The sequence below is a fragment of the Shouchella patagoniensis genome, assembly GCF_002019705.1.
GTDB lineage: Bacteria > Bacillota > Bacilli > Bacillales > Bacillaceae_D > Shouchella > Shouchella patagoniensis.
The window spans coordinates 782,800-804,628 of the sequence record NZ_KV917377.1; the positions used below are offsets into that span (position 1 = coordinate 782,800).

A 21,829-nucleotide genomic window follows, 5' to 3' on the forward strand; every position below is an offset into this window, starting at 1 on the left:
CTCTCTCCCTTTTACATCGATTTTAAAATTACATGTTTATTTTTGATAAAATAATCAACACCGGACCAGATCGTGAGCAACGCAGCAATATAAAGCATCAAGTCAGCAAATGGAAACGACAAAGCAGAAAAAGGAATATTATGTAATAAACTTGCGATTATGGCCACCATCTGGGTAAGTGTTTTCCATTTTCCTAAGTTGCTCGCAGCAATCACATCACCTTCAGCAGCGGCTACAAGACGAATCCCAGTAACAGCAAATTCTCTGCTAATAATCACAATTGCGATCCAAGCTGGAATCAGATGTGCCTCAACGAGACCAATTAACGCAGCTGCCACAAGCAATTTGTCTGCTAATGGATCTAAAAACTTCCCAAAGCTTGTAATAAGATTCAGTTTTCGTGCGTAATAGCCATCCAACCAATCTGTTGCTGCTGCAATAATGAATATCAATGTAGCAATTAACATCGAATTCGTAATCGTTTCGTTAAACAGCTCCGTTTCACCAAGTGGCATATCCACTAACAAAAACAACATAAATAGTGGAATTAAGCAAATGCGTGCAACGGTGATTTTATTTGGTAAATTCACGTTTTTCCCTTCTTTCTTGCTTCCTCTGATGCATCGCTTTTTTCGTTCTTAACTATTGTACCATAGACAGCGGCAGACTGAAAAAAGAGCGCTCAAAAAAGTAAGCTCCCTGCAATTACAGAGAGCTTACTTTTTAATCTACTACATCTATTTGCACAGTTTGGACATCTGTCTCAAGCAATTTGACTTCAACGCCATTTACTTCAAAGCGCTCAACATCAAATCCGTTACCAATCCTAACGTTTACTGATTCCAAGCCATCAACATCCGGTTCATAATCAGCACCATAATCAGCAGAGTTATCTTCTAACAATTCGCTAACATTGTTCCCATCTCTAACACCGATATAAGACTGCCCAGACATCGTGATAACAATCGATTCAAGCGAATCTACATTTGACAACAAAAAGGATTGTGAATTGGCTGATTCATCTTCTAAAGTCAGCTCTGGTTCGTTATTGTTGTCTTCTTCAGTATCTTCATCAGTAGCAGCATTGTCTTCTTCAGTACCGTTGTCATTCTCTTCATCAACCGTATCCTGCTCATCGTTTTCTTCATCTTCAACAGCAGCAGGAGGATCATACGTATTGTTTGGTGGATCTTGCACTTCTTCTTGGTCTGCGGACCCTCCATTTACCACATTCCATACAACCACAACAGCAATGACTACCGCTGCAATAATTAACAGGGGAATTAAAATGGAAGAAACAGAACGTCGTCTTCCACTGCTTGGCTTTTGCTCTCTGTGTACCGGTTTTGTTCGTTCTGATCTCGATGGTAAATCAACTGCATCATTTTGTGGATTGGGTAATTCATTTTTATACGTCGCCACAACTTCATCTGCATCAAGACCTACAGCTTCTGCATACGTTTTAACAAACGCTCGGGCATAGAAAATTCCCGGAAGTGTATCAAAGTTCCCTTCTTCAATGGCCGCTAAATAACGTTTTTGAATCTTTGTTGTACGTTGCAAATCTTCCAACGTCATTTGTTTTTCTTCTCGAACTTCTTTTAAATAATTACCTAGTTCAGACATGGTCACACCTACCTACACACTTTAGCTAATATCAAAGGAAGAAAATCCTGGTTCTACGACATCGTACGTTATTTCTTCATTGTCATCGTTACGCAATTCAATAATACAGTCAAAATCTTCGATCTCATATTCTGTTTCCCGGATAAAAATGTCGGGATGTTCAACAACTTTTACTGCTGGCAACCGCATAATATCATGAACAAGCATGCGGTGTTTTTCCGTTGCTCGCATCGTTGACACAATGCCGTCAATAATAAAAATATTATCGCCATCCATTTCATCATCTGCCAGTTGACTACGCACCGTTTGTCGCAAAAGAGTAGATGAAATAAATGACCATCTTTTATTTGCACAAACACTCGCTGCAACAACAGACTCCGTTTTCCCAACACGAGGCATACCACGAATACCAATCAAGTAATGCTCATCTTTTTTCATCAATTCTGCCATAAAATCAACAAGTAACCCTAGTTCTCTGCGAATAAAACGAAATGTTTTCTTTTCAGCAGCATTACGTTCAATATAGCGACCATGACGAATGGCAAGCCTATCCCTTACTCGTGGCTCACGGAATTTGGTTACTGTTACGCTGCCAATTGTATGTAAGATGGCTTTAAACCGTTTGACGCTGTCATCATCTGAACTGCGAAGCAACATTCCCCTACGAGTGTGGTCAATCCCATTAATTGTTACAATATTAATTGAAAGCATACCAAGAAGAGAAGAAATATCCCCAAGTATTCCCGGCCGGTTTTCGTGCAATTGGTACTCAAAATACCATTCCTTCACCGTGCCACTTCCTTTCCCTCGAAAAAAATTGACAAATTAAGCTATTCTTCTTGGCTCTATGATATAGGATTCACTATAAAAATGAAAGTATTTTCCTGTGTAAATTAAAGAAAAGAGCTGATACAAAAAAAGCCGCTTGTTCAGTAGAAGAACAAGCAGCAGTCTTATTACTTATGGCCAACTAGTTTTACCATCATGTTTGCAATTGCATGCTGTTCTTTCTCATCAGCTACTTTCCATAGCTCTGCAAGCACACGCTCTTGCTCATTTTTAGGTTCAACTTGTTCAGACAAATATTCTCCGACTTGGTAAGCAACGTCACTTACAATCGTTTCATCCATGCCCTCGTGCTGAGCCTGATCGAGGCGCTCTCCTAAAAATTCTTTCCAATGATCCCAGTTGTCAAGTACGGACATGCGAATCCCTCCTTTGAAATTTTAAAAAAGATTCACATGTAGTATGCCGCTAAAGGCTCCAATTATACATTAACAATACCAAGCACCGTTAACCGATAAAATTTGACCATTTATATAAGTTGCTTTGTTACCAGCCAAGAAATGAATCGCATTTGCTGTTTCAGTTGCCGTTCCGAGACGACCCGCAGGTATCTCATTTGCAAGCTCACTTAAATCATCTTCTGGATACAACGAAAGCATTTCGGTTGCAATTGCCCCGGGGGCGACAGCATTGATACGCACACCACTTCGACCAACCTCTTTCGCTATCGCCTTCACAAATCCATGTAATCCACTTTTCGCGGCAGAATAAACACTTTCCATACTGGCTCCTGTGAGACCCCAAATAGAAGAAACGACAACAATCGAGCCGCTCTCGTTGCGAATCATTTGTGGTAGTAACGCACGAACAAGTTTAATTGGGCTTATTAAGTGGACCGCCATTGTCCGATCTAGTTCCTCATCACTCACATCTTGCAACAGTTCTGGTACAGATGTTCCAGCACAATAGATAAGCGTATCTGGAATTACAGGCATTTGACTGAGTAAGGAGTCAACACCATTCCCTTGGCTCAAATCCGCAAAAACAAGCATACACTCACAGTTAACACGTTGCATTAACTCTTCTGCTGCATTCCTATTGGTATGGTAATGAATATAAATCAATTCTGCTTGATCTTCAAGCGACCGAACTACTTCTTTGCCAATTCCTCCAGTCGCTCCTGTCACAAGCACTCGTCTCATTGCTCTTTGTCATCCTTTACAACCACAACTGTTTTCGCTTCTGGTACAAAGTGTTCATGAAGAACACTCTCTAAGTCTTTTGCACTTAATGATTCTAACATCGGTAACACATCAAACAAATTCATGTCATTAAATCGATAGCGAGTGAATTCATTAGCAATAAATTCGGGAGAGTTTAATGCCCTTAGAAAAGAACCGATTTTCTTTTTCAGTGCACGATTTGCTTCGGGCTCCGATAAACCTTCTTGTTTGAATGATTCAATTGTTTGCTCAATCTTTTCTTGCAATTCATCAGGATAATTACTATCTCCACCAATAATAGAGAAGCCGAATCCTTTTTCTGCAGTGAAATCAAAGGCAAATGAATCATCGATATAACCTGCATCGTATAGAGCCTCATACGCTTCAGAACTCGGTCCAAACATTAAATCAAGCAACACATTTAAAGATAGTTCATATTTAAGTAAGTCCTCGCTTTGACGAGATGGATTTCCTTCTTTAAATCCAACAAATAACTTGGGCGTTTGTACCGGCATGGTGATGACCCGCTCAGGTTGATCAGCCTTTCCTGCTTCAGGGTCAACACGACGCTCAATACCTTTAGATTCTGGAAATGTTTTGTGCCTTTGATTTTCTCGTACCAATGTCATCATTTCATCAGGGTCAACCGCACCAACAATAAATAGAAGCATATTGCTAGGATGGTAAAATGTTTCGTAACATGTATATAAATCTTCTTTTGTTATTTTACTGATGGATGGAATCGTACCAGCAATATCGATTTTTACTGGGTGCTTTTCATACATACTCTCAATTGTACCGAAATAAGCGCGCCAGTCTGGATTATCATCGTACATTGTTATTTCCTGTCCAATTATTCCCTTTTCCTTTTCTACCGTTTTGTCAGTAAAGTATGGATGTTGGACAAAATCAAGCAATGTTTCTACATTTTTATTTACATTTGTTGTACTTGAGAATAAATACGCTGTGCGGGTAAAACTCGTAAATGCATTTGCCGAAGCTCCTTGCTTTCCAAATGTATGGAACACATCACCTTCTTCGCTTTCAAACATTTTATGCTCAAGGAAATGTGCAATGCCATCAGGAACTTTGATTGGTTCTGTTCTGCCAAGAGGAATAAATTCGTTATCGACTGAACCGTAATTCGTCGTAAAAGTAGCAAAGGTTTTATGGAATCCATGTTTTGGCAAGATATATACATCTAGTCCGTTATCAAGCTGCTCATAATAGAGCGTCTCTTCAAGTTGTTTAAACTCTAGTGGTTTCATTATTCATCCTCTCCCTTCAGAAAATAAATGGTGTCTAGCTCCCATTTTTTTGCTGCCCGGACGACGTCCTTTTTTGTTACTTTCTTAATTCCTTCAATTCGGTCTTGAATGGATCTAGAAAATCGAGCAACGGCTTCATGATACGATAACTCCGCAAAACCACGTGGAGTATCGATTGCCTCTAAAGCTTGATTAATGAGCATTCCCTTTGTTTGTTCAACGTCGTCTTCAGTAAAATCTCCATCTTGCATCGCCTTTGCTTGTTCATTAATAATTTCAACAGCACGTTCATACTTATCAAATTCAATTCCCGACATAACCATTAACACACCTTTATGGCTTTCAATTCGAGAAGCGGCATAATAAGCAAGGCTTTCTTTTTCTCTAACATTGGTAAAAAGCTTAGAAGAAGGGAAACCTCCAAAAATTCCATTAGCAACTTGAGCAGCTTCATAATCTTTGTCATCAAAAGAAGTATGTGTTCGATAACCCATATGCAATTTACCTTGCTTTACTTTTTGATGATCATGGACAATTTTCACTTCTTTTACTGGTGCACTTGGAGCAGCGGCTTTAGTACTTTCTTGAGGCTGTCGATCTTCTTTGAATAGCGCATTAATCGTTTCCATTAATTTCGAATCGTCAAAAGAACCAATGACATATAGATCAAAGCGGTCGTTTTGCAACATCTCTTTATACACTGAATAAATTTGTTTCGAATCAAGAGAATCAAGGTCTTCAACTCGCCCATAAGCAGGCAAAGCATATGCTTCTCCTTTAAACATTTCTTCAGTGATACGGACATTCGCCAACCGCATTTTATCATCGTTAATCGAACGAATCCGTTGCCTTAAAGAACGTTTTTCTTGATCAACAATCACATTAGAAAAGCTACCGTTTTCTATTTTTGGATCATAGACAACTTCATGCATAACATGAAGCGCTTCTTGCAAAAGCGATGTTTGATCACTTAAAAAACGTTCGGCTGCGATATCCATTCTGAAAGTAAGTACGTGCTGCTCACCTTTTTTTTGAACATCAGCAGAGAAAGTAGCTCCGTACATATCGTCGAGCTTTTGTTTTAGTTTTTTGCGGTTATCATACGTTTTTGTTCCACCTTGTAAAATATGTGGCAATAATGCTCGTGCAGTTACATTTTGTTCTTGAAGGGGTGCTTTTGCCATTAACAAGAATGTAATTGTTTTGAACTTATCTGTTTCCCATAAATGCAAATGCATTCCTGCATGTTGACGTGTCTTCACCTGTAATTCAACCATAGTCATACATCCTTTCAACAATGTTCTTATAGTGTATCAAACTTTGGGACTCATCATCCCCACTCATAGCTAAAAACCGCCTTATGGGGCGGTTTTTTTAGCCTCTATATAAAGATTACTGTTTAAGAAGTCGCCTCTTCATCATTTCCTTTTGCGATTAATACTTCTCGAGGCTTACTTCCTTCATATGGTCCTACAACGCCCTTAGCTTCCATTTCATCAATAATACGAGCTGCCCTTGTATATCCAATACGAAAGCGTCGTTGCAACATAGAAACAGATGCAGTACCGACATCAATTACCAAATCAACAGCGTCATGGTACAACTCATCTTCAGGAGCGCTTGTATTTGTTTGTTCGATTGTTGGTGTCATTTCTTCAACATACTGTGCTTTTTGTTGTGATATGACATAATCAACAACTTTTTCTACTTCTTCATCAGACAAAAACGCTCCTTGAATTCGAGTTGGTTTAGTAGCGCCCATTGGTAAATACAACATATCTCCTCGTCCGAGCAGTTTTTCCGCCCCACCAGAGTCAAGAATTGTACGTGAGTCGGTTTGTGAAGATACTCCAAACGCGATTCTTGAAGGGATATTTGCTTTAATTACACCAGTAATTACATCCACAGACGGGCGCTGAGTTGCAATAATCATATGAATTCCCGCTGCACGTGCCATTTGCGCCAATCTAGCGATTGAATCTTCGACATCACCAGATGCAACCATCATTAAATCGGCAAGTTCATCAACGATAACAACTATATAAGGAAGTGGCGGTTGCTTTGCGTCTTCTAATTCATTTTGTTTACGAATTAGGTCATTATAACCCTCTAAGTTGCGTGTCCCTGTATGAGAAAACAAGTCGTATCGGCGTTCCATCTCCGCAACCACTTTCTTTAACGCTTGGGACGCTTTCTTTGGTTCTGTCACAACTGGCGTCAACAGATGTGGTATGCCATTATAAACATTTAACTCTACCATTTTCGGATCAATCATCATAAGCTTTACTTCATGAGGCTTTGCTTTCATTAAGATGCTCGTAATAATCCCATTAATACACACACTTTTACCGCTTCCTGTTGCACCAGCAACAAGAAGATGAGGCATTTTATTAAGTGGAGCAAGCACTGGCTCTCCAGATATATCCCTACCTAAACCAACAGAGAGTACTTCGGATTGTCGGTCCGATGCGCCATCTAAAACCTCTTTTAATGAAACAATTGCCACTTCTTGGTTAGGGACTTCAATACCTACTGCTGATTTACCTGGTATAGGCGCTTCAATACGAATATCTTTTGCCGCCAATGCCAGTGCCAAATCATCGGCTAAGTTTACAATCTTACTAACTTTGACGCCGATGTTCGGATTAACTTCATATTTCGTAACTGCAGGTCCTAAATGGACTTTTGAAACACGAACTTTCACCCCAAAACTCTCAAGTGTTTTTTCAAGTTTCCTTGCGTTTGAAGTAAGAAGTTGCTTCTCAAGCTTTTGCTCTGGTTTTTCCGGTGTAAGAAGTAAATCTAGTTCAGGCAAAATATATAACTCATTTGTTGCCTGTGTCTCCATCATTTGGGTGGGTAACAATTCAACTTCTGCTTCCTCTTCATTCACAACTTGGTCAACCTTTTTTGCGGGTTCAACTGGTCTCTGAATCGCATTTTGGGTGAAATCTACAATTTCAGGTTCTTCCTGTTTCTCCAACTGCTCATTTGTTTCTTCTTGCTCTTCTTCGTATTCATTTTCAGGAGTTTTTTGTTTTATTCGTTCTTTTTTCTCGTTACGTTCATCCGCCATTTTCTTACGAGCTTGCGTGCGCCATTCAGTAAAATCCTGCCACAGTGCTTTCATAAAATCAGTTATAAATATGTAGGTTCTGCGATATGCCTTGCCTAGCATGTCCGCTAAAGAGCGGCCAGATATTAAAATCGCTCCAATAATAAAAAGGATAAAACAAAGCAAATACGTTCCTGCACTTGCAAATAAAAAATGACTGACTGAAAAGCCAACTGCACCAACCATTCCTCCACCTAAATCACCTGATTGACCAGTCGTTAACTCTTGCCAAAAAAGTGTCCAGGTTCCACGGATGACGGATTGATCGTCCAGCACTTCATTTACACTTAATTCACGAAATAAGCTTACATGAGAAATAATTGCCAGAGACAATAAAACGGTATAAACGCCTCCAAGTTGACGATTCCAGAGCTTAGGTTTCTTGCGTTTTATCATAATATAAAGCGCCGCAACTAAAAAAGTGAGAGCTAAAAAGATAAACCATTCTCCTAAAAAGAAACGAAATAAACGGACAAAAGCCTCACCAACACTACCTAATCGCGCTAATGTAACAAGCGCAATAACAATTAGACCTAACCCTACTAATTCATAGGTCAGTTGCGATTTCCATTGGGTTTTTTTTCGTTTCTTTCTCTTAGCCATTCAGTCACCCTCTAAATCATACTCGAACAAGCAGCCTGTAGTCAGACTGCTTGTTTTACTGTTTTTAGTATAACATAGATGAGTTGTGATTGACTGTTCATTTATATGTTTAACTCTGCATTAAGTAATGTACCTGGTGCATACTCCGGCTTCAAAAAATCATGAGGATTGCTAGAAATCAGCCGGACAATCCGGTATGCTCCTTCTCCTTCCTGTTCAACAATTAACTGACCAGCTTGACACGGAATTGTTTTTTGCGCATCAAATTGATTTTGTTCAGTAGGAAAAACATGCTCATAAGGAACAGATGTATACAAGATCATTGAACCACCTCGTTTGGCTTGTTTTTATCAATAAGCTCATTTAATTTTTTTAACGCTTGACCAATGCCGCCAACTTCATTTATTAATCCATAATCAACTGCATCTGTACCAATTACATTGGTTCCTATATCCCTTGTTAAATTCCCCTTTGAAAACATCAATTCTTTAAACTTTTCCTCTGAAATGCCAGAATGAGCTGTCACAAAATTAATTACACGATCTTGCATTTTATCTAAGTATTCGAACGTTTGCGGCACACCAATTACAAGTCCTGTCAACCGCACTGGATGTATCGTCATCGTTGCGGTTTGCGCAATAAAAGAATAACTTGCAGCTGTCGCTATTGGGACACCGATAGAATGACCGCCACCTAGTACGAGTGTAACCGTAGGTTTTGATAAGGAGGCAATCATTTCTGATAACGCAAGACCAGCTTCAACGTCACCACCAACTGTGTTAAGAATGATTAAAAGTCCTTCAATCTTTGGATTTTGTTCAACCGCGACTAGCTGGGGGATCATATGTTCATATTTCGTCGTTTTATTTTGTGGAGGCAATTGCATATGCCCTTCAATCTGACCAACGACTGTCATGCAATGAATGTTTGAAGCTCCCATATCTGGAACTCCAGTTTGACCAAGGGCTTGGATTTTTTCAACAAGTGCACTTTTTTCTTCTTGTGGTTTTTCCTTTGGTACTTCTGGCGCCGGTTGTTGCTCATTTTCCATATCATCCACACTCCTAACTGTTGTATGTGTAGTATGAACGCAACGCTTTTTATTATGTGTTTGAGTGAGTGAAACGATATTTTCAAGTGCTTTTCGACTGTTTTTTTCTTATATTTGTGTATGCTGTGTCTTAAGTTTTTAAGAAATAAAAATAAGCCTCCATTTGCTGGAGGCTTATTTATCATACTTCCATTATAATCGGTAAGATCATTGGACGACGTTTTGTTTTTTCAAACAGAAAGCGACTTAAACCTTCACGAATATTACTCTTTAAACTAGACCATTCATTCACGTTCTCTGTTACGCATTTTTGTAAAATTGATGTAACGAGCTCATTGGACTTCTCAAGCAACTCCTCTGATTCCCTTACATAAACAAAACCTCGTGAGATGATATTTGGACCAGAAACAATTGTATTTGTTTTTTTATTTAATGTAACAACTACTACTAGAATACCATCTTTTGAAAGCAAACGACGATCACGTAGTACGATGTTACCTACGTCTCCAACACCCAATCCATCAATTAAAACGTGACCGGATGGAACTTTTCCGCCTCGGCGAGCTTGTTTTTTAGAAAATTCAACAACTTCGCCTTTTTCGACAATATAAATTCGTTCTTTTTTAATACCAACTTGCAAACCCAGTTCCCGGTGAGCATGTTGCATACGGATTTCACCATGAATGGGCAAAAAGTATTTAGGACGCATGAGGTTTAGCATTAACTTTAATTCTTCTTGAGAACCATGCCCGGACGCATGAACCGCTTGACTTCCATAAACAACATCAGCACCAATTCGGTGTAGTTGATCAATGACAGCAGAAACACTTTTTTCATTTCCTGGAATCGCAGAAGCTGCGATAATCACTGTGTCATTAGGAGTAATTGTAATGTGTCGATGCGCGCCTCTTGCCATTCTCGTTAAAGCGGACATTGGCTCTCCTTGGCTGCCTGTCGTTAAAATGACTACTTGTTCAGGCTTGTACCTATTCACTTCATCCATATCAATTAAAATATCTTTAGGCATTTTTAAGTACCCAAGCTTTGCAGCAATTGTTATAACTCGGACCATGCTTTTTCCAACAACCGCTAACTTACGGTTTGAAGCTGAAGCAGCCTGAATTACTTGTTGCAAACGGTGAACATTGGAAGCAAAAGACGTCACTATTAAACGTCCCGTAGTTCTGGCAAAAACATCTTTAATGCCAACGCCAACTTCCGCTTCTGATTTTGTCGTTCCGGGACGTTCTGCATTCGTTGAATCTGATAATAGACACAAAACACCTTTTTGTCCAATTGCTGCCATTTTGCCAATTTCAGCATGCTTCCCGTCAACTGGAGTTTGATCAAACTTAAAATCACCTGTATGGACAACTGCTCCTTGAGCCGTTTCCACGCAGACACCTACACAATCAGGAATACTATGACTTGTCCGGAAAAACGTAACCGGTGTAGATCCTAACTTAACTTTTGAATTGGAGTCAATTAACCGTAATGTTGTTTGTTTATGGATCCCTGCTTCTTTAAGCTTCTCTTCAACAAGCCCCAAGGTAAGCTTTGTGCCATAAACCGGCACATTAATTTTCTTCAAAACGTACGATAACCCACCGATATGATCTTCATGACCATGGGTTAAAATAATGCCACGTACACGCTCTTCATTTTCAACTAAATACGATACATCCGGAATAACAATATCGACTCCAAGCATGTCATCATCCGGAAACATTAGTCCTGCATCGATAATAATGATGTCATCGTCAACCTCAACACCATACATATTTTTCCCTATTTCTCCAACGCCCCCAAGGGCAAACACCCGTACTTTTTCAGTTTCTTGCTTAGACAATGATTTATCCTCCTAAATACAACTTCGATCTGGCTGCTACCACGATGGTTGTTTCTAATAATGTAATCGTTTAATACATTCACTTACGGATCACGCGTATTCCAGGCCGCATAGATGAGACGCCAAGTATTGACAAACAATATAACGACATAAAGCCTCAAACTTTCTACCACGTCTTAATGAAAACGGCCGTGGCGTTTTTATAAAGTCGTTCCTTTTGTTTGATAGAAAGTTCAAAAGATGTATGCTGTTGCTTGCCTTTTCATTGTTCCGTTTCAATGCCTCAAAATTCATTTATGAATGGCCGCTTCCATGCCAACCGTTTACCCGAACGCATCACTTGAGATTCAGTATACCTTAATTTTCTAGTTAAAAACAAGGGTATTCCTCTCGGCTGCAGTAAATTTTCTCACAAAAAAACCGCCAAGCGAATGCTTGACGGGTCAATAATTGAATTACTTTAATGATTCTAGTGCTAGATCCACAAGTTTTTCCTCTTGATTATTTAAGGGAATCAGCGGCAACTGTACCTCACCTACATGAACTCCTATTTTATTTAGAGAATATTTCACACATGTTGGATTTGGAGCTAAAAACATGGCCTTCATAACAGGCAAAAGCTTACGGTGAGTATCTGCGGCAATTTTCCGTTCACCAGCTTGGAATGCCTGCACGAGCCCTTTTAACTCTCGACCAATCACATGAGCAGCAACAGAAACGACCCCGTCCCCACCGAGTGCCAATACAGGGAGGGCGATGCCATCATCACCACTATACACAGCAAATGACTCATCTGTGTACTCAATAATTGCTGCGATTTGGTCTAAATTCCCACTCGCTTCTTTAATAGCCCTAATATTGGCATGTTTTGACAACTCGATCGTCGTTTGTGCTTCCATGTTAATTCCCGTGCGTCCTGGAACATTGTATAACATGACAGGTAACGCAGTTTTGTCAGCTACAGCGCTAAAGTGAGCAACTAAACCATGTTGTGACGGCTTATTGTAGTAAGGAGTCACAAGCATAACGCCATCGACTCCAACCTGTTCTGCTTCTTGAGTAAGGGCAATTGAAGCTTTTGTACTATTTGATCCTGTGCCAGCAACGATAGGCACCCGCCCTTTACTATATTGAACACAATAACGAAACAGCTCGATCTTCTCTTTATCCTTAAGCAGCGGCGATTCGCCGGTTGTACCTGCTACTACTAATACATCGGTGCCTGTTTCAATTAAATAATCTATTAATCGACCACAAGCTTCAAAATCAATGTCTCCACCTTCAGTAAAAGGCGTTACCATTGCCGTCCAAACTGGTCCAAATTTCCCCGTAGGTTTCACTTGCAACTCCTCCAATGATCGGAATTACGCGATGACTTCATTTAGTTGAAACATTTTGTGTAGCGCATTAACTGCTTTTTCCATATCTTCGTTTTTTACAAGAACCCAAATCGTTGTATGTGAGTCAGCGGACTGCAAAATTTGTACGTTTTCCCCGCTTAAAGCACTGACAATTTTTGCAGCTACCCCTGGAACGCCCGTCATACCAGCACCAACAGCTGATACTTTTGCACACCCTCGTCGTAGCTCCGGTTTATAACCAAGACCGCGTAACACATGATCAGCCTCATCAGCAGCCTCATCGTTAACAGTGTAGGTAACGCCACCAGGGCTAATGTTAATAAAATCAACGCTTATACTTGATTTTGCCATTGATTTAAACACATTCTCTTGTAGATCAAACTGTCCCTCTTTTGCTGCTACTTTAATTTGTGTAACATTAGATACATGGGCAATTCCTGTGATTAAACGTTCGCTAACATCCATCCCCTGACCTGATAAGCCAGAAGTAACAAGTGTCCCTTCCGAATCAGAGTACGTAGAGCGAATACGAATTGGAATTTTTGCCTGCATTGCGATTTCCACCGCTCTTGGATGAATGACTTTTGCTCCTTGATAAGCCATATTACAAATTTCATTATACGACATCGTTTCAAGTGCTCTTGCATCTCTAACAATTCTTGGATCTGCAGTCATGACACCTTCAACATCGGTAAAGATATCAACCCATTCTGCATGGACAGCAGCACCAAGTGCTGTTGCAGACGTATCACTACCACCTCTGCCAAGTGTCGTTGTTTCTCCACCTGAAGATTGACCTTGAAAACCAGTCACAACAACAACATCAACGGCCTCAAGTCTTTTTAACAAATGGTCACATTTCATTTCTTTAATCTTGGCATTTTGAAATTCCTCGTTCGTACGAAAACCAGCTCGTGCTCCACTCATTGCTTCACTTAGCACACCATGAGAATTTAAAAGCTCTGAGAAAACCACTGCAGAGATCGTTTCACCGCATGAAACGAGCAAATCTTGTTCTCGTTTAGAAATATGTGCTTTATTCACAAGAGATAATAGAGTATCGGTCGCATAAGGATCTCCGTTTCTACCCATAGCTGAAACGACTACTACAACTTTATATCCATCATTAACTGCTTTTTGTACGTGGCGTATCGCTTGCAGCCTGGTCTCTGATGTTTTAACGGACGTTCCGCCAAATTTTTGAACAATGATCTTCATATTTTTTTGCTCACTTATTCAAAAGGTTCAGCTTAACTAAGCTCTCTGCAATCTGAACCGAGTTCCAAGCTGCCCCTTTTAGTAGATTATCAGAAACAACCCAGGCATGATAACCATTGTCCCGATCAAGATCACGACGTACTCTACCAACAAAAACATCATTTTTGCCGACAGAGGTTGTGACCATCGGATATAATTGTTCTGCCGGATTATCTTGAAGCGTTACGCCAGGCGCTCCTGCAAGAAGGTTATGAATATCTTTGATACTTGCTCCCGCTTTATCTGTTTCAAAATAAATAGACTCTGAATGACCAGTTTCAATTGGAAGACGAACGCATGTTGCAGCCACTTCCAGACTTGGCAAGTGCATAATTTTTTTCGTTTCGTTAATCATTTTCATTTCTTCAAACGTATACCCATTTTCTTGGAACAAATCTATTTGCGGAACTGCATTAAAAGCAATTTGATAATGCTTTTTGTCTCCACCAACTGGCAGTATCTCTGCTTTTGCCTCATCGCCATTTAAGATTGCTTGCGTTTGATGTTCCATTTCTTCGACAGCTTCTAAACCAGCTCCAGAGACAGCTTGATAAGTCGAAACGATCACTTTATTTAAACCGAGTTTTTGGCGAATTGGCTCTAGTGCAACAACCATTTGAATGGTTGAGCAGTTTGGGTTAGCAATTACACCTTTATGATCTTTTAAATCCTCTTCATTCACCTCTGGAACTACAAGAGGAACACCTTCATCCATTCGAAATGCGCTTGTATTATCTACGCAAACCGCTCCATGTTTAATCGCTTCTGGGATAAGTGCTTTCGACACAGAACCGCCAGCAGAAAATAAAGCCAATTGAATGCCTTTAAACGATTCTGGACTAGCCTCTTCTACGGTATAAGTCGTTCCTTTAAATAAAAGTTGTTTACCTGCTGACCTTTTCGAAGATAAGAGCTTTAAACTCGCAATTGGAAAATCGCGTTCCTCCAATGTCTTGAGCATTTGCTGGCCAACTGCTCCAGTTGCACCTACTACTGCTAAATGATACTTTTGTTCGTTCATATATGTCTTCCTCCCTCAAGTTCAGCAATGAATCTCTTTTTATCCTCTACTAAACTGTACGGGATTTCCTAATGTTACGCAACTGTTCAAAGCCTATTTTTCTTTTTGGTGCATAAGAACGGGCTGAATCTGAGTGTTTACAAGTGCTGCTTCCGCAGCAGGAATCAGCTGTTCCATATCGGCAACAAGTGAGTTAGGCTTTTTCACATAATCATCTTGACCATAAGGAATGAAGTATATATTTTTTGTAGCCATTAATCTCATAATATTCATTCCATTTAAGCCAAGTCCATCATTTGTCGAAATTCCTAGCAATACAGGTTTGCCGTTACGTAGTGTTGATTTGGCTCCCATAAGAACAGGACTATCCGTCATCGCATTAGCAAATTTGGAAATTGAATTACCTGTCATTGGAGCAATAATCATTAAATCAAGAGGCGTTTTAGGTCCAAATGGCTCTGCTTTTACCATTGAATTAACAAAAGGTTCACTCGTTATACTTTTTAAACGTGCCATCCAGTCATTACTATCACCAAATTTTGTATCAGTCGTTTCAACTGTAAATGTCAAAAAAGGGGTCACTTTCGCTCCTAGCTTTACTAACTTTTCGATTTGCGGATAAACAGCATCAAATGTACAATGCGAGCCAGTTAACCCGATTCCTATGTGCTTCCCTGTTAGCATACTCTTCTCTCCTTCGTAGTTTACGATTGAGTTTGTTCAAGCAACAAATCACTTAAAACACCTGCTAATATTTTTCCCGATGTCTTCGGAGCAACCATTCCTGGAAGCCCTGGTACAAGCATTGCTTTTAACCCTCTTTTTTCGGCATAATCAAAATCTACCCCACCAGGCTTTGAAGCTAAATCTAAAATAAACGCATGCTGCTTCATTTCTGTTAATACATTTGAAGTAACGACTTTTGCCGGAATCGTATTGATGACTAAATCTGCGGACTTCATGGCTTCTTTAATGTTTTCGATTGAGAAAGGCTTCATCCCAAGTTCAAATGCCCTCGCCAAATTAGCTTTTTCTCGTACACCAACGGATACATTCGCTCCAAGAGCTTTAAACGTCTTAGCAATTGTCATGCCAATTCGCCCAAGACCAAGGACGGATACATTCGCATTGTGAATAGTTATGTCAGTATGCTGAATGGCTAACATAACAGCTCCCTCAGCCGTCGGAATTGAATTGTAAATCGCTACATCATCACGGTCCATTAGTGCAATCATTTGGCACTTGGATTGCTTTGCCATTTTTTCTAACTGATCAGAGATTATGCCGGTGTAAATCGTGCAACTTTTTGGCGTTTTGCTCAACTGCGTTGCTTCCAATGTCAATGTTTCATTCGAAAAAACACTATTGATTACTCCGTCATTTGAGAGCCCACCTACAGGTAACAAGATCGCATCCACTGAAGGCCATTCAATTTCCGATAGTTCTTGTTTGCTCGCACCGATAAACCCATCGTTTAATTGCTCAAAACCGACTAATGAGATTCTCGCATCTAATGATGAAAGTTTGCGAATAATCTCAAGCTGCCTGGCATCTCCGCCTATCATGACCACATGAATTCCTGTTAACATGGAATCTCCTCCTAAGTCAGTGCCATCCTGTTCATTCCATTACATCGGTATCACCGCGTCGTTAAACATTGGAAAACTCGTTTTTGTTTTCTATACGTACTATTTCACCCTATTTTCGTGCTTCTTTAGCATATGTATACGTCTATTAATTCGTGCCTCAGTAAAAAACAGCCTATCCTTTAGGACAGGCTGTCAGTTTCAATAATGATCATATCTTGACCAATCTTTTTAATTTGTTGCCAATACACGGTTACATCTTTTTCTTTTTTACTAAATTGATACCATCTTGTTGTTGGAACGATAAATGCATGGATTTCGCCGGTTTGCTCATCAAACATCACGTCCGTTTGACCAAGAACACCTAGCCGTTCCCCTTTTTCAAAATCAATGATTTCTTTGTTAGCAATTTCGCTAAGCCTCATTTTGCTTCACCTCATTTTATCCTATGAAACAAACGTAGAAACTAGACTAGCTACTATAAACCGTTTGCGGCATTATTTCACTTGATGAGACGATCGATAAAGCTGGACTCGTTTCAAATAAACTACGCGCTAACTCATTCACTTTTTCAAGTGAAACGCTGTTAATATCATCTAAAAGCTCATCGAGGCTTTTGTGTTTTTCAAGAAGCATTTCATTTTTTCCGTTACGACTCATGCGACTATTCGTAGACTCTAAACCAAGCATAATATTACCCTTTAGTTGTTCTTTTCCATTATCGAGTTCTTTCTTAGTAAGTCCATTTAGTTGAAACTCGTTCACTACTCCTGCCATCGCTTCAGTGAGTTGTGGTAACTGCGCAAGCTGTGTACCTGCATATAATGTCGTAGTGCCTATTTTTTCGTAAGAAGAATGGTAGGAAAAAACGGAGTAACATAAACCTTGTTCTTCTCTTATCTTTTGAAATAGTCTACTTGACATGCTTCCGCCTAACGCATTATTAAGTAAAACAAGACCAAACGCGTCATCTGAACCTATCTCCAACCCAGGATACGCTAAACAAATATGCGCCTGCTCCGTTTCTTTATACCGGAATTTATGAATGGGAACAAACTCTGCGGCTGGTATCTCAAATAAATGAGTGGAGGGTTTTACCTCTGAAAAGATTTCTTCAATCTCATCAATTAACGCTTCATCGTAATGGCCAGCAACAGAGATCACAACATGGTCTCCTGTATAAAAGCGATCCATATATGTCCGTATTTGTTTTTTATTAAACGTACGAAGTGTTTCTTCCGTTCCTAATATAGGGTTAGCAAGCGTTGCCCTTCCAAAAGACGCTTCACTCAACAGGTCGTGAACTAAATCATCAGGAGTATCTTCTACCATACGAATCTCTTCAAGAACAACGTTCTTTTCCCGTTCGATTTCTTTTTCATCAAATACAGAATGAAAAAACATATCTTGCAACACATCTACCGCTATGCGCGCATGTTCATCAAGTACTTTAGCATAATAACACGTATATTCCTTCGCGGTGAACGCATTAACTTGGCCACCTATTCGATCAAAAGCTTCAGCAATTTCCTGCGAGCTTCGAGTTTCTGTGCCTTTAAATAGCATGTGCTCTATAAAATGTGAAATCCCATTTTCCACTGCTTCTTCATTACGAGAGCCAGTTTTAACCCATATACCCATTGCCACTGAACGGACTGTATCATTTTTTTCAGCCATGATGCGCACGCCATTTGGTAGCGTTTTTTTATTAATCACGTTTTGTACCCCCATTGCTGTCTACTTCCATTTTTCTTGCTATGCGTGTTTCATCCATTAGTTCACTAACAGTTCCTAATTGCAAATTCTTCGCTTGGACACCACGAATCATTGCTTCTAATCCCTTTGCTGATGATTCTGTTGGGTGCATTAGCAGCATTGATCCAGCTTCCATTTTCGCTACGACACGATCGACCATAGTCGATGGCTCCGGCTTTTTCCAATCGATTGTATCGACGGTCCAAAGAATTGTGCGCATTTGTTGGGCATTTGCACGCTCAACGACTGATTGATTAAATTCTCCACTTGGTGGAGCAAACCACGTCGGCGTTACATCAAGCGTCGCTTCAATGACCTCATTTGTTTTCCGAATTTCTTCATCAATTTTTGCTGTAGTAAGTGTGTTCATATGCGGATGAGAATAAGCGTGGTTTCCAATTTCATGGCCTTCTTCTTTTATCATTATAGCCAACTGTGGATTTTTCTTTACCCATGATCCATCCAAAAAAAAGGTTGCTTTTACATCATACGATTTCAGTACTGTTAACATATCCGGCAAGTATTCGTTCCCCCATGCGACGTTAACTAAAAATGCCACCATCGGTTTTTCACTATGCCCCTTATATGTAGGTGCCGGCGGCAAATCATTTAAATGAACCGTTGGTTTCGTTTCTTTAAAAACCAACTTAGATTGGCTGAATATCCCAGATTCTTTCATCTTATCATAGGATTGTTTCACGTCAACCTCTAGTCCATTATAACCAGGAAGAGCTTTCCAGACTTTATCAATTCGTGCATCAACTGCATTAATATTCACTTTTTCTGCATGATCGACAACCTTTTGATAAAGAGGATCTTCTGCTGTTTCAACCATTATGTCAGCATTCGTTTTAACTGCTTCTATATACTGTAACGAGAATGGATTTTGAATAGCGCCATATGCGAGAACGACAACTGTACAACAGAACATGATATGAACCCATTTTTGCTTCATCCAGTTTCCACCTGCCTATATAAATGTTTATTAGCATGTCTATGTGACAATAGAGTGGACTAGACGTTTGTTCAATAAAAAAAGACCAGGAAATCATTCCCTAGTCTCCAAGAATTACTCATTTGAGGCATTCTCTGTTTCATTCTCCGCTGTTTTCTCTTCTTTTTCACGCTGTTCTTTTAACAACACTTTTCTTGAAAGATTCACTCGGCCTTGGTTATCGACTTCCGTTACACGAACGTCAACTTCATCACCTAGCTTAAAGACATCTTCCACTTTATTAACGCGTTCTTCCGAAATTTGCGAGATATGAAGCAAACCATCTTTGCCTTTAAATAACTCTACAAATGCGCCAAACTTCTCAATTCGTTTTACTTTTCCGTGATAAGTCTTCCCAATTTCTACTTCACGGACGAGGTCTTCAATGATCTGTTTTGCTTTCGTATTCATTTCAGCGTCTAACGAAGAGATGTACACTGTACCGTCTTGCTCGATATCAATTTTAACATTTGTCTCCTCGATGATTTTGTTGATCACTTTACCGCTAGGCCCAATTACATCACGAATCTTATCTGGGTTAATAGCAAGAGTCATAATCTTAGGCGCATATTCAGAAAGCTCCGTACGTGGTTGTTCAATTGCAGTAAGCATATTATCAAGGATTTTCATCCGTCCACGCTTCGCTTGTTCAAGTGCTTGTTCTAGAACTTGACGATTGATCCCTGAGATTTTAATATCCATTTGCAATGCTGTGATTCCTGCTGCTGTTCCAGCTACTTTAAAGTCCATATCACCTAAAGCGTCTTCCATCCCCTGGATATCCGTTAATACCGTCATATGCTCGTCCTGTTTAACAAGACCCATTGCGATACCTGCTACCGGAGCTTTAATTGGCACTCCAGCATCCATCATTGCTAATGTACTTGCACAAATACTTGCCTGCGAAGTTGAACCATTTGATTCAAGCACTTCTGACACAAGTCGAATTGTATACGGAAATTCTTGTTCATTTGGAATAACCTGCTCAAGAGCACGTTCACCAAGCGCACCGTGTCCAATTTCTCGACGGCCTGGAGCACGAATCGGACCTGTTTCACCGACACTAAACTGTGGAAAATTGTAGTGATGCATAAACCTTTTTGTTTCTTCAATGCCTAATCCGTCCAAGATTTGAACGTCTCCTAGAGCACCTAGTGTACAAATGCTCAGTGCTTGCGTTTGCCCACGGGTAAAGAGACCAGAACCATGAGTGCGGGGCAACATCTTAATTTGTGAAGCAAGTGGTCGAATCTCATCTACTCCACGACCATCAGGACGAACCTTTTCAACTGTGATCAGACGGCGCACTTCTTCTTTTACAAACATCTGTAAAATGCCTTTTACTTCACTCACACTTATGTTTTCATCTTCTTCAAAGCGTTCTACTTGCGTAGCGATTACAGCATCAATTGCTTCTTGACGTGCATGTTTTTCAACAACACGTACCGCTTCCTTAATATCCGCTTCTACTGTACTGCGCAACTGAGTTTCCAAGTCTGCGTCAAATGTTTTTAACGGAATATCGCGTTTTTCTTTTCCGCACTCTGCAACGACTTTCTCTTGAAAAGCAATCATTTCTTTAATATTCTCGTGTCCGACTAGAATTGCTTCAAGCATGACTTCTTCAGGCACTTCTTTCGCACCTGCTTCAACCATGTTTATCGCTTCCTTCGTTCCAGCAACAACAAGGTCGATATCACTCTCTGCCAACTGCGCAGGAGTTGGGTTAATAATAAATTCACCATCAATACGTCCTACTGTTACTCCAGCAATCGGACCATCAAATGGAATATCCGAAACAGAAAGAGCAAGAGATGACCCGATCATTGCCGCCATTTCTGATGAAGCGTTTTGATCTGAACTCATAACGATGCTAATAACTTGTACATCATTTCTAAACCCATCAGGGAAGAGCGGACGGATTGGACGATCAATTAAACGACTTGTTAAGATCGCCCGTTCACTTGGACGTCCTTCTCGTTTAATAAATCCTCCTGGTATCTTTCCAGCTGCATATAAACGTTCTTCGTAATTGACCGTTAATGGGAAAAAAGGAAGGTCCTTTGGCTCCTTAGAGGCAGTCGCAGTTGATAATACCGCTGTATCGCCATAACGGACAAGAACTGCTCCGCTTGCTTGTTTCGCTAGTTGACCGACTTCAACCGTAAATGTACGGCCTGCCCAGTCAATTGAAAACTCATGTCGTTCTTGATCCATGAATGTGTACTCCTCTCGTACATCTAAAAAATTCTTCTTCCTTATTATGACCGAATCAGAACAAGTTTAAAAGAGTGAATTCGCTTAAGAATGGTTGTTTTTAAGATTCGTTCTTAT

Annotated in this window: 20 protein-coding genes; all 20 read right to left on the reverse strand. The window is 40.0% G+C overall.

All coding sequences use genetic code 11. The annotated features are described in order from the left end of the window. Nucleotides 1-11 precede the first annotated feature (11 nt). The 20 genes from pgsA to pnp all read right to left on the reverse strand — a co-directional run bounded on the left by pgsA (nucleotide 12) and on the right by pnp (nucleotide 21,712). Entirely contained in the window at nucleotides 12-590 is a 579-nt protein-coding gene (gene pgsA, locus BK584_RS04255; protein ID WP_078391443.1) for a CDP-diacylglycerol--glycerol-3-phosphate 3-phosphatidyltransferase, read from the reverse strand. Between the two features lie 133 nt (nucleotides 591-723). Further along, nucleotides 724-1,626: a helix-turn-helix domain-containing protein gene (locus tag BK584_RS04260; RefSeq protein WP_078391444.1), complete on the reverse strand. Its 903-nt coding sequence runs from the start codon at nucleotides 1,624-1,626 to the stop codon at nucleotides 724-726. Between the two features lie 21 nt (nucleotides 1,627-1,647). Continuing rightward, a complete protein-coding gene (locus BK584_RS04265; protein ID WP_078391445.1) occupies nucleotides 1,648-2,415 on the reverse strand; it encodes a DUF3388 domain-containing protein in 768 nt (255 codons plus the stop codon). A 167-nt stretch (nucleotides 2,416-2,582) separates the two neighbouring features. Then, nucleotides 2,583-2,831, reverse strand: coding sequence for a DUF3243 domain-containing protein (locus tag BK584_RS04270; protein ID WP_054712828.1), 249 nt, complete (start codon nucleotides 2,829-2,831; stop codon nucleotides 2,583-2,585). 69 nt (nucleotides 2,832-2,900) lie between these two features. Next, nucleotides 2,901-3,614, reverse strand: coding sequence for an elongation factor P 5-aminopentanone reductase (ymfI, locus tag BK584_RS04275; protein ID WP_078391446.1), 714 nt, complete (start codon nucleotides 3,612-3,614; stop codon nucleotides 2,901-2,903). Beyond that, on the reverse strand, nucleotides 3,611-4,903 hold the full coding sequence (yfmH, locus tag BK584_RS04280) for an EF-P 5-aminopentanol modification-associated protein YfmH (protein WP_078391447.1): 1,293 nt from the start codon (nucleotides 4,901-4,903) through the stop codon (nucleotides 3,611-3,613). Before yfmH ends, ymfI begins: the two co-directional genes overlap by 4 nt. Continuing rightward, nucleotides 4,903-6,180, reverse strand: a complete 1,278-nt coding sequence (yfmF, locus tag BK584_RS04285) for an EF-P 5-aminopentanol modification-associated protein YfmF (protein WP_078391448.1) — start codon at nucleotides 6,178-6,180, stop codon at nucleotides 4,903-4,905. The genes yfmH and yfmF overlap by 1 nt, the downstream gene beginning before the upstream one ends. Before the next feature lie 122 nt (nucleotides 6,181-6,302). After that, complete coding sequence (locus tag BK584_RS04290; protein ID WP_078391449.1) at nucleotides 6,303-8,621, reverse strand: DNA translocase FtsK; 2,319 nt, start codon at nucleotides 8,619-8,621, stop codon at nucleotides 6,303-6,305. Between the two features lie 101 nt (nucleotides 8,622-8,722). Further along, entirely contained in the window at nucleotides 8,723-8,944 is a 222-nt protein-coding gene (locus BK584_RS04295) for a YlzJ-like family protein (RefSeq protein ID WP_078391450.1), read from the reverse strand. Further along, nucleotides 8,941-9,672 carry a ClpP family protease gene (locus BK584_RS04300; RefSeq protein ID WP_078391451.1) on the reverse strand — a complete coding sequence of 244 codons (732 nt, stop codon included), beginning with the start codon at nucleotides 9,670-9,672 and terminating at the stop codon, nucleotides 8,941-8,943. The genes BK584_RS04295 and BK584_RS04300 overlap by 4 nt, the downstream gene beginning before the upstream one ends. A gap of 181 nt (nucleotides 9,673-9,853) precedes the next feature. Next, nucleotides 9,854-11,521, reverse strand: coding sequence for a ribonuclease J (locus BK584_RS04305; RefSeq protein WP_078391452.1), 1,668 nt, complete (start codon nucleotides 11,519-11,521; stop codon nucleotides 9,854-9,856). 455 nt (nucleotides 11,522-11,976) lie between these two features. After that, a complete protein-coding gene (dapA, locus tag BK584_RS04310; RefSeq protein WP_078391453.1) occupies nucleotides 11,977-12,861 on the reverse strand; it encodes a 4-hydroxy-tetrahydrodipicolinate synthase in 885 nt (294 codons plus the stop codon). Between the two features lie 24 nt (nucleotides 12,862-12,885). Then, nucleotides 12,886-14,100: an aspartate kinase gene (dapG, locus tag BK584_RS04315; protein ID WP_078391454.1), complete on the reverse strand. Its 1,215-nt coding sequence runs from the start codon at nucleotides 14,098-14,100 to the stop codon at nucleotides 12,886-12,888. Nucleotides 14,101-14,110: 10 nt separating this feature from the next. After that, on the reverse strand, nucleotides 14,111-15,160 hold the full coding sequence (gene asd / locus BK584_RS04320; RefSeq protein WP_078391455.1) for an aspartate-semialdehyde dehydrogenase: 1,050 nt from the start codon (nucleotides 15,158-15,160) through the stop codon (nucleotides 14,111-14,113). Between the two features lie 93 nt (nucleotides 15,161-15,253). After that, entirely contained in the window at nucleotides 15,254-15,844 is a 591-nt protein-coding gene (dpaB, locus tag BK584_RS04325; RefSeq protein ID WP_078391456.1) for a dipicolinate synthase subunit B, read from the reverse strand. Nucleotides 15,845-15,864: 20 nt separating this feature from the next. Beyond that, on the reverse strand, nucleotides 15,865-16,749 hold the full coding sequence (gene dpaA, locus BK584_RS04330) for a dipicolinic acid synthetase subunit A (protein WP_078391457.1): 885 nt from the start codon (nucleotides 16,747-16,749) through the stop codon (nucleotides 15,865-15,867). A 179-nt stretch (nucleotides 16,750-16,928) separates the two neighbouring features. After that, entirely contained in the window at nucleotides 16,929-17,171 is a 243-nt protein-coding gene (locus BK584_RS04335) for a YlmC/YmxH family sporulation protein (RefSeq protein WP_078391458.1), read from the reverse strand. Between the two features lie 46 nt (nucleotides 17,172-17,217). Next, nucleotides 17,218-18,462, reverse strand: coding sequence for a M16 family metallopeptidase (locus BK584_RS04340; protein ID WP_078391459.1), 1,245 nt, complete (start codon nucleotides 18,460-18,462; stop codon nucleotides 17,218-17,220). After that, nucleotides 18,455-19,456 (reverse strand): polysaccharide deacetylase family protein, encoded by a 1,002-nt coding sequence (locus BK584_RS04345; RefSeq protein WP_078391460.1) that lies wholly within the window; start codon nucleotides 19,454-19,456, stop codon nucleotides 18,455-18,457. Before BK584_RS04345 ends, BK584_RS04340 begins: the two co-directional genes overlap by 8 nt. 114 nt (nucleotides 19,457-19,570) lie before the next feature. After that, nucleotides 19,571-21,712, reverse strand: a complete 2,142-nt coding sequence (pnp, locus tag BK584_RS04350; RefSeq protein WP_078391461.1) for a polyribonucleotide nucleotidyltransferase — start codon at nucleotides 21,710-21,712, stop codon at nucleotides 19,571-19,573. Between the last annotated feature and the right edge of the window lie 117 nt (nucleotides 21,713-21,829).

Bases quoted from the DNA above. Each gene is read 5' to 3' on its own strand.
- BK584_RS04260 (WP_078391444.1), bottom strand. From the start codon at position 1,626: ATGTCTGAACTAGGTAATTATTTAAAAGAAGTTCGAGAAGAAAAACAA.
- BK584_RS04270 (WP_054712828.1), bottom strand. From the start codon at position 2,831: ATGTCCGTACTTGACAACTGGGATCATTGGAAAGAATTTTTAGGAGAG.
- ymfI (WP_078391446.1), bottom strand. From the start codon at position 3,614: ATGAGACGAGTGCTTGTGACAGGAGCGACTGGAGGAATTGGCAAAGAA.
- yfmH (WP_078391447.1), bottom strand. From the start codon at position 4,903: ATGAAACCACTAGAGTTTAAACAACTTGAAGAGACGCTCTATTATGAG.
- yfmF (WP_078391448.1), bottom strand. From the start codon at position 6,180: ATGGTTGAATTACAGGTGAAGACACGTCAACATGCAGGAATGCATTTG.
- BK584_RS04290 (WP_078391449.1), bottom strand. From the start codon at position 8,621: ATGGCTAAGAGAAAGAAACGAAAAAAAACCCAATGGAAATCGCAACTG.
- BK584_RS04295 (WP_078391450.1), bottom strand. From the start codon at position 8,944: ATGATCTTGTATACATCTGTTCCTTATGAGCATGTTTTTCCTACTGAA.
- BK584_RS04300 (WP_078391451.1), bottom strand. From the start codon at position 9,672: ATGGAAAATGAGCAACAACCGGCGCCAGAAGTACCAAAGGAAAAACCA.
- dapG (WP_078391454.1), bottom strand. From the start codon at position 14,100: ATGAAGATCATTGTTCAAAAATTTGGCGGAACGTCCGTTAAAACATCA.
- asd (WP_078391455.1), bottom strand. From the start codon at position 15,160: ATGAACGAACAAAAGTATCATTTAGCAGTAGTAGGTGCAACTGGAGCA.
- dpaB (WP_078391456.1), bottom strand. From the start codon at position 15,844: ATGCTAACAGGGAAGCACATAGGAATCGGGTTAACTGGCTCGCATTGT.
- dpaA (WP_078391457.1), bottom strand. From the start codon at position 16,749: ATGTTAACAGGAATTCATGTGGTCATGATAGGCGGAGATGCCAGGCAG.
- BK584_RS04335 (WP_078391458.1), bottom strand. From the start codon at position 17,171: ATGAGGCTTAGCGAAATTGCTAACAAAGAAATCATTGATTTTGAAAAA.
- BK584_RS04345 (WP_078391460.1), bottom strand. From the start codon at position 19,456: ATGAAGCAAAAATGGGTTCATATCATGTTCTGTTGTACAGTTGTCGTT.
- pnp (WP_078391461.1), bottom strand. From the start codon at position 21,712: ATGGATCAAGAACGACATGAGTTTTCAATTGACTGGGCAGGCCGTACA.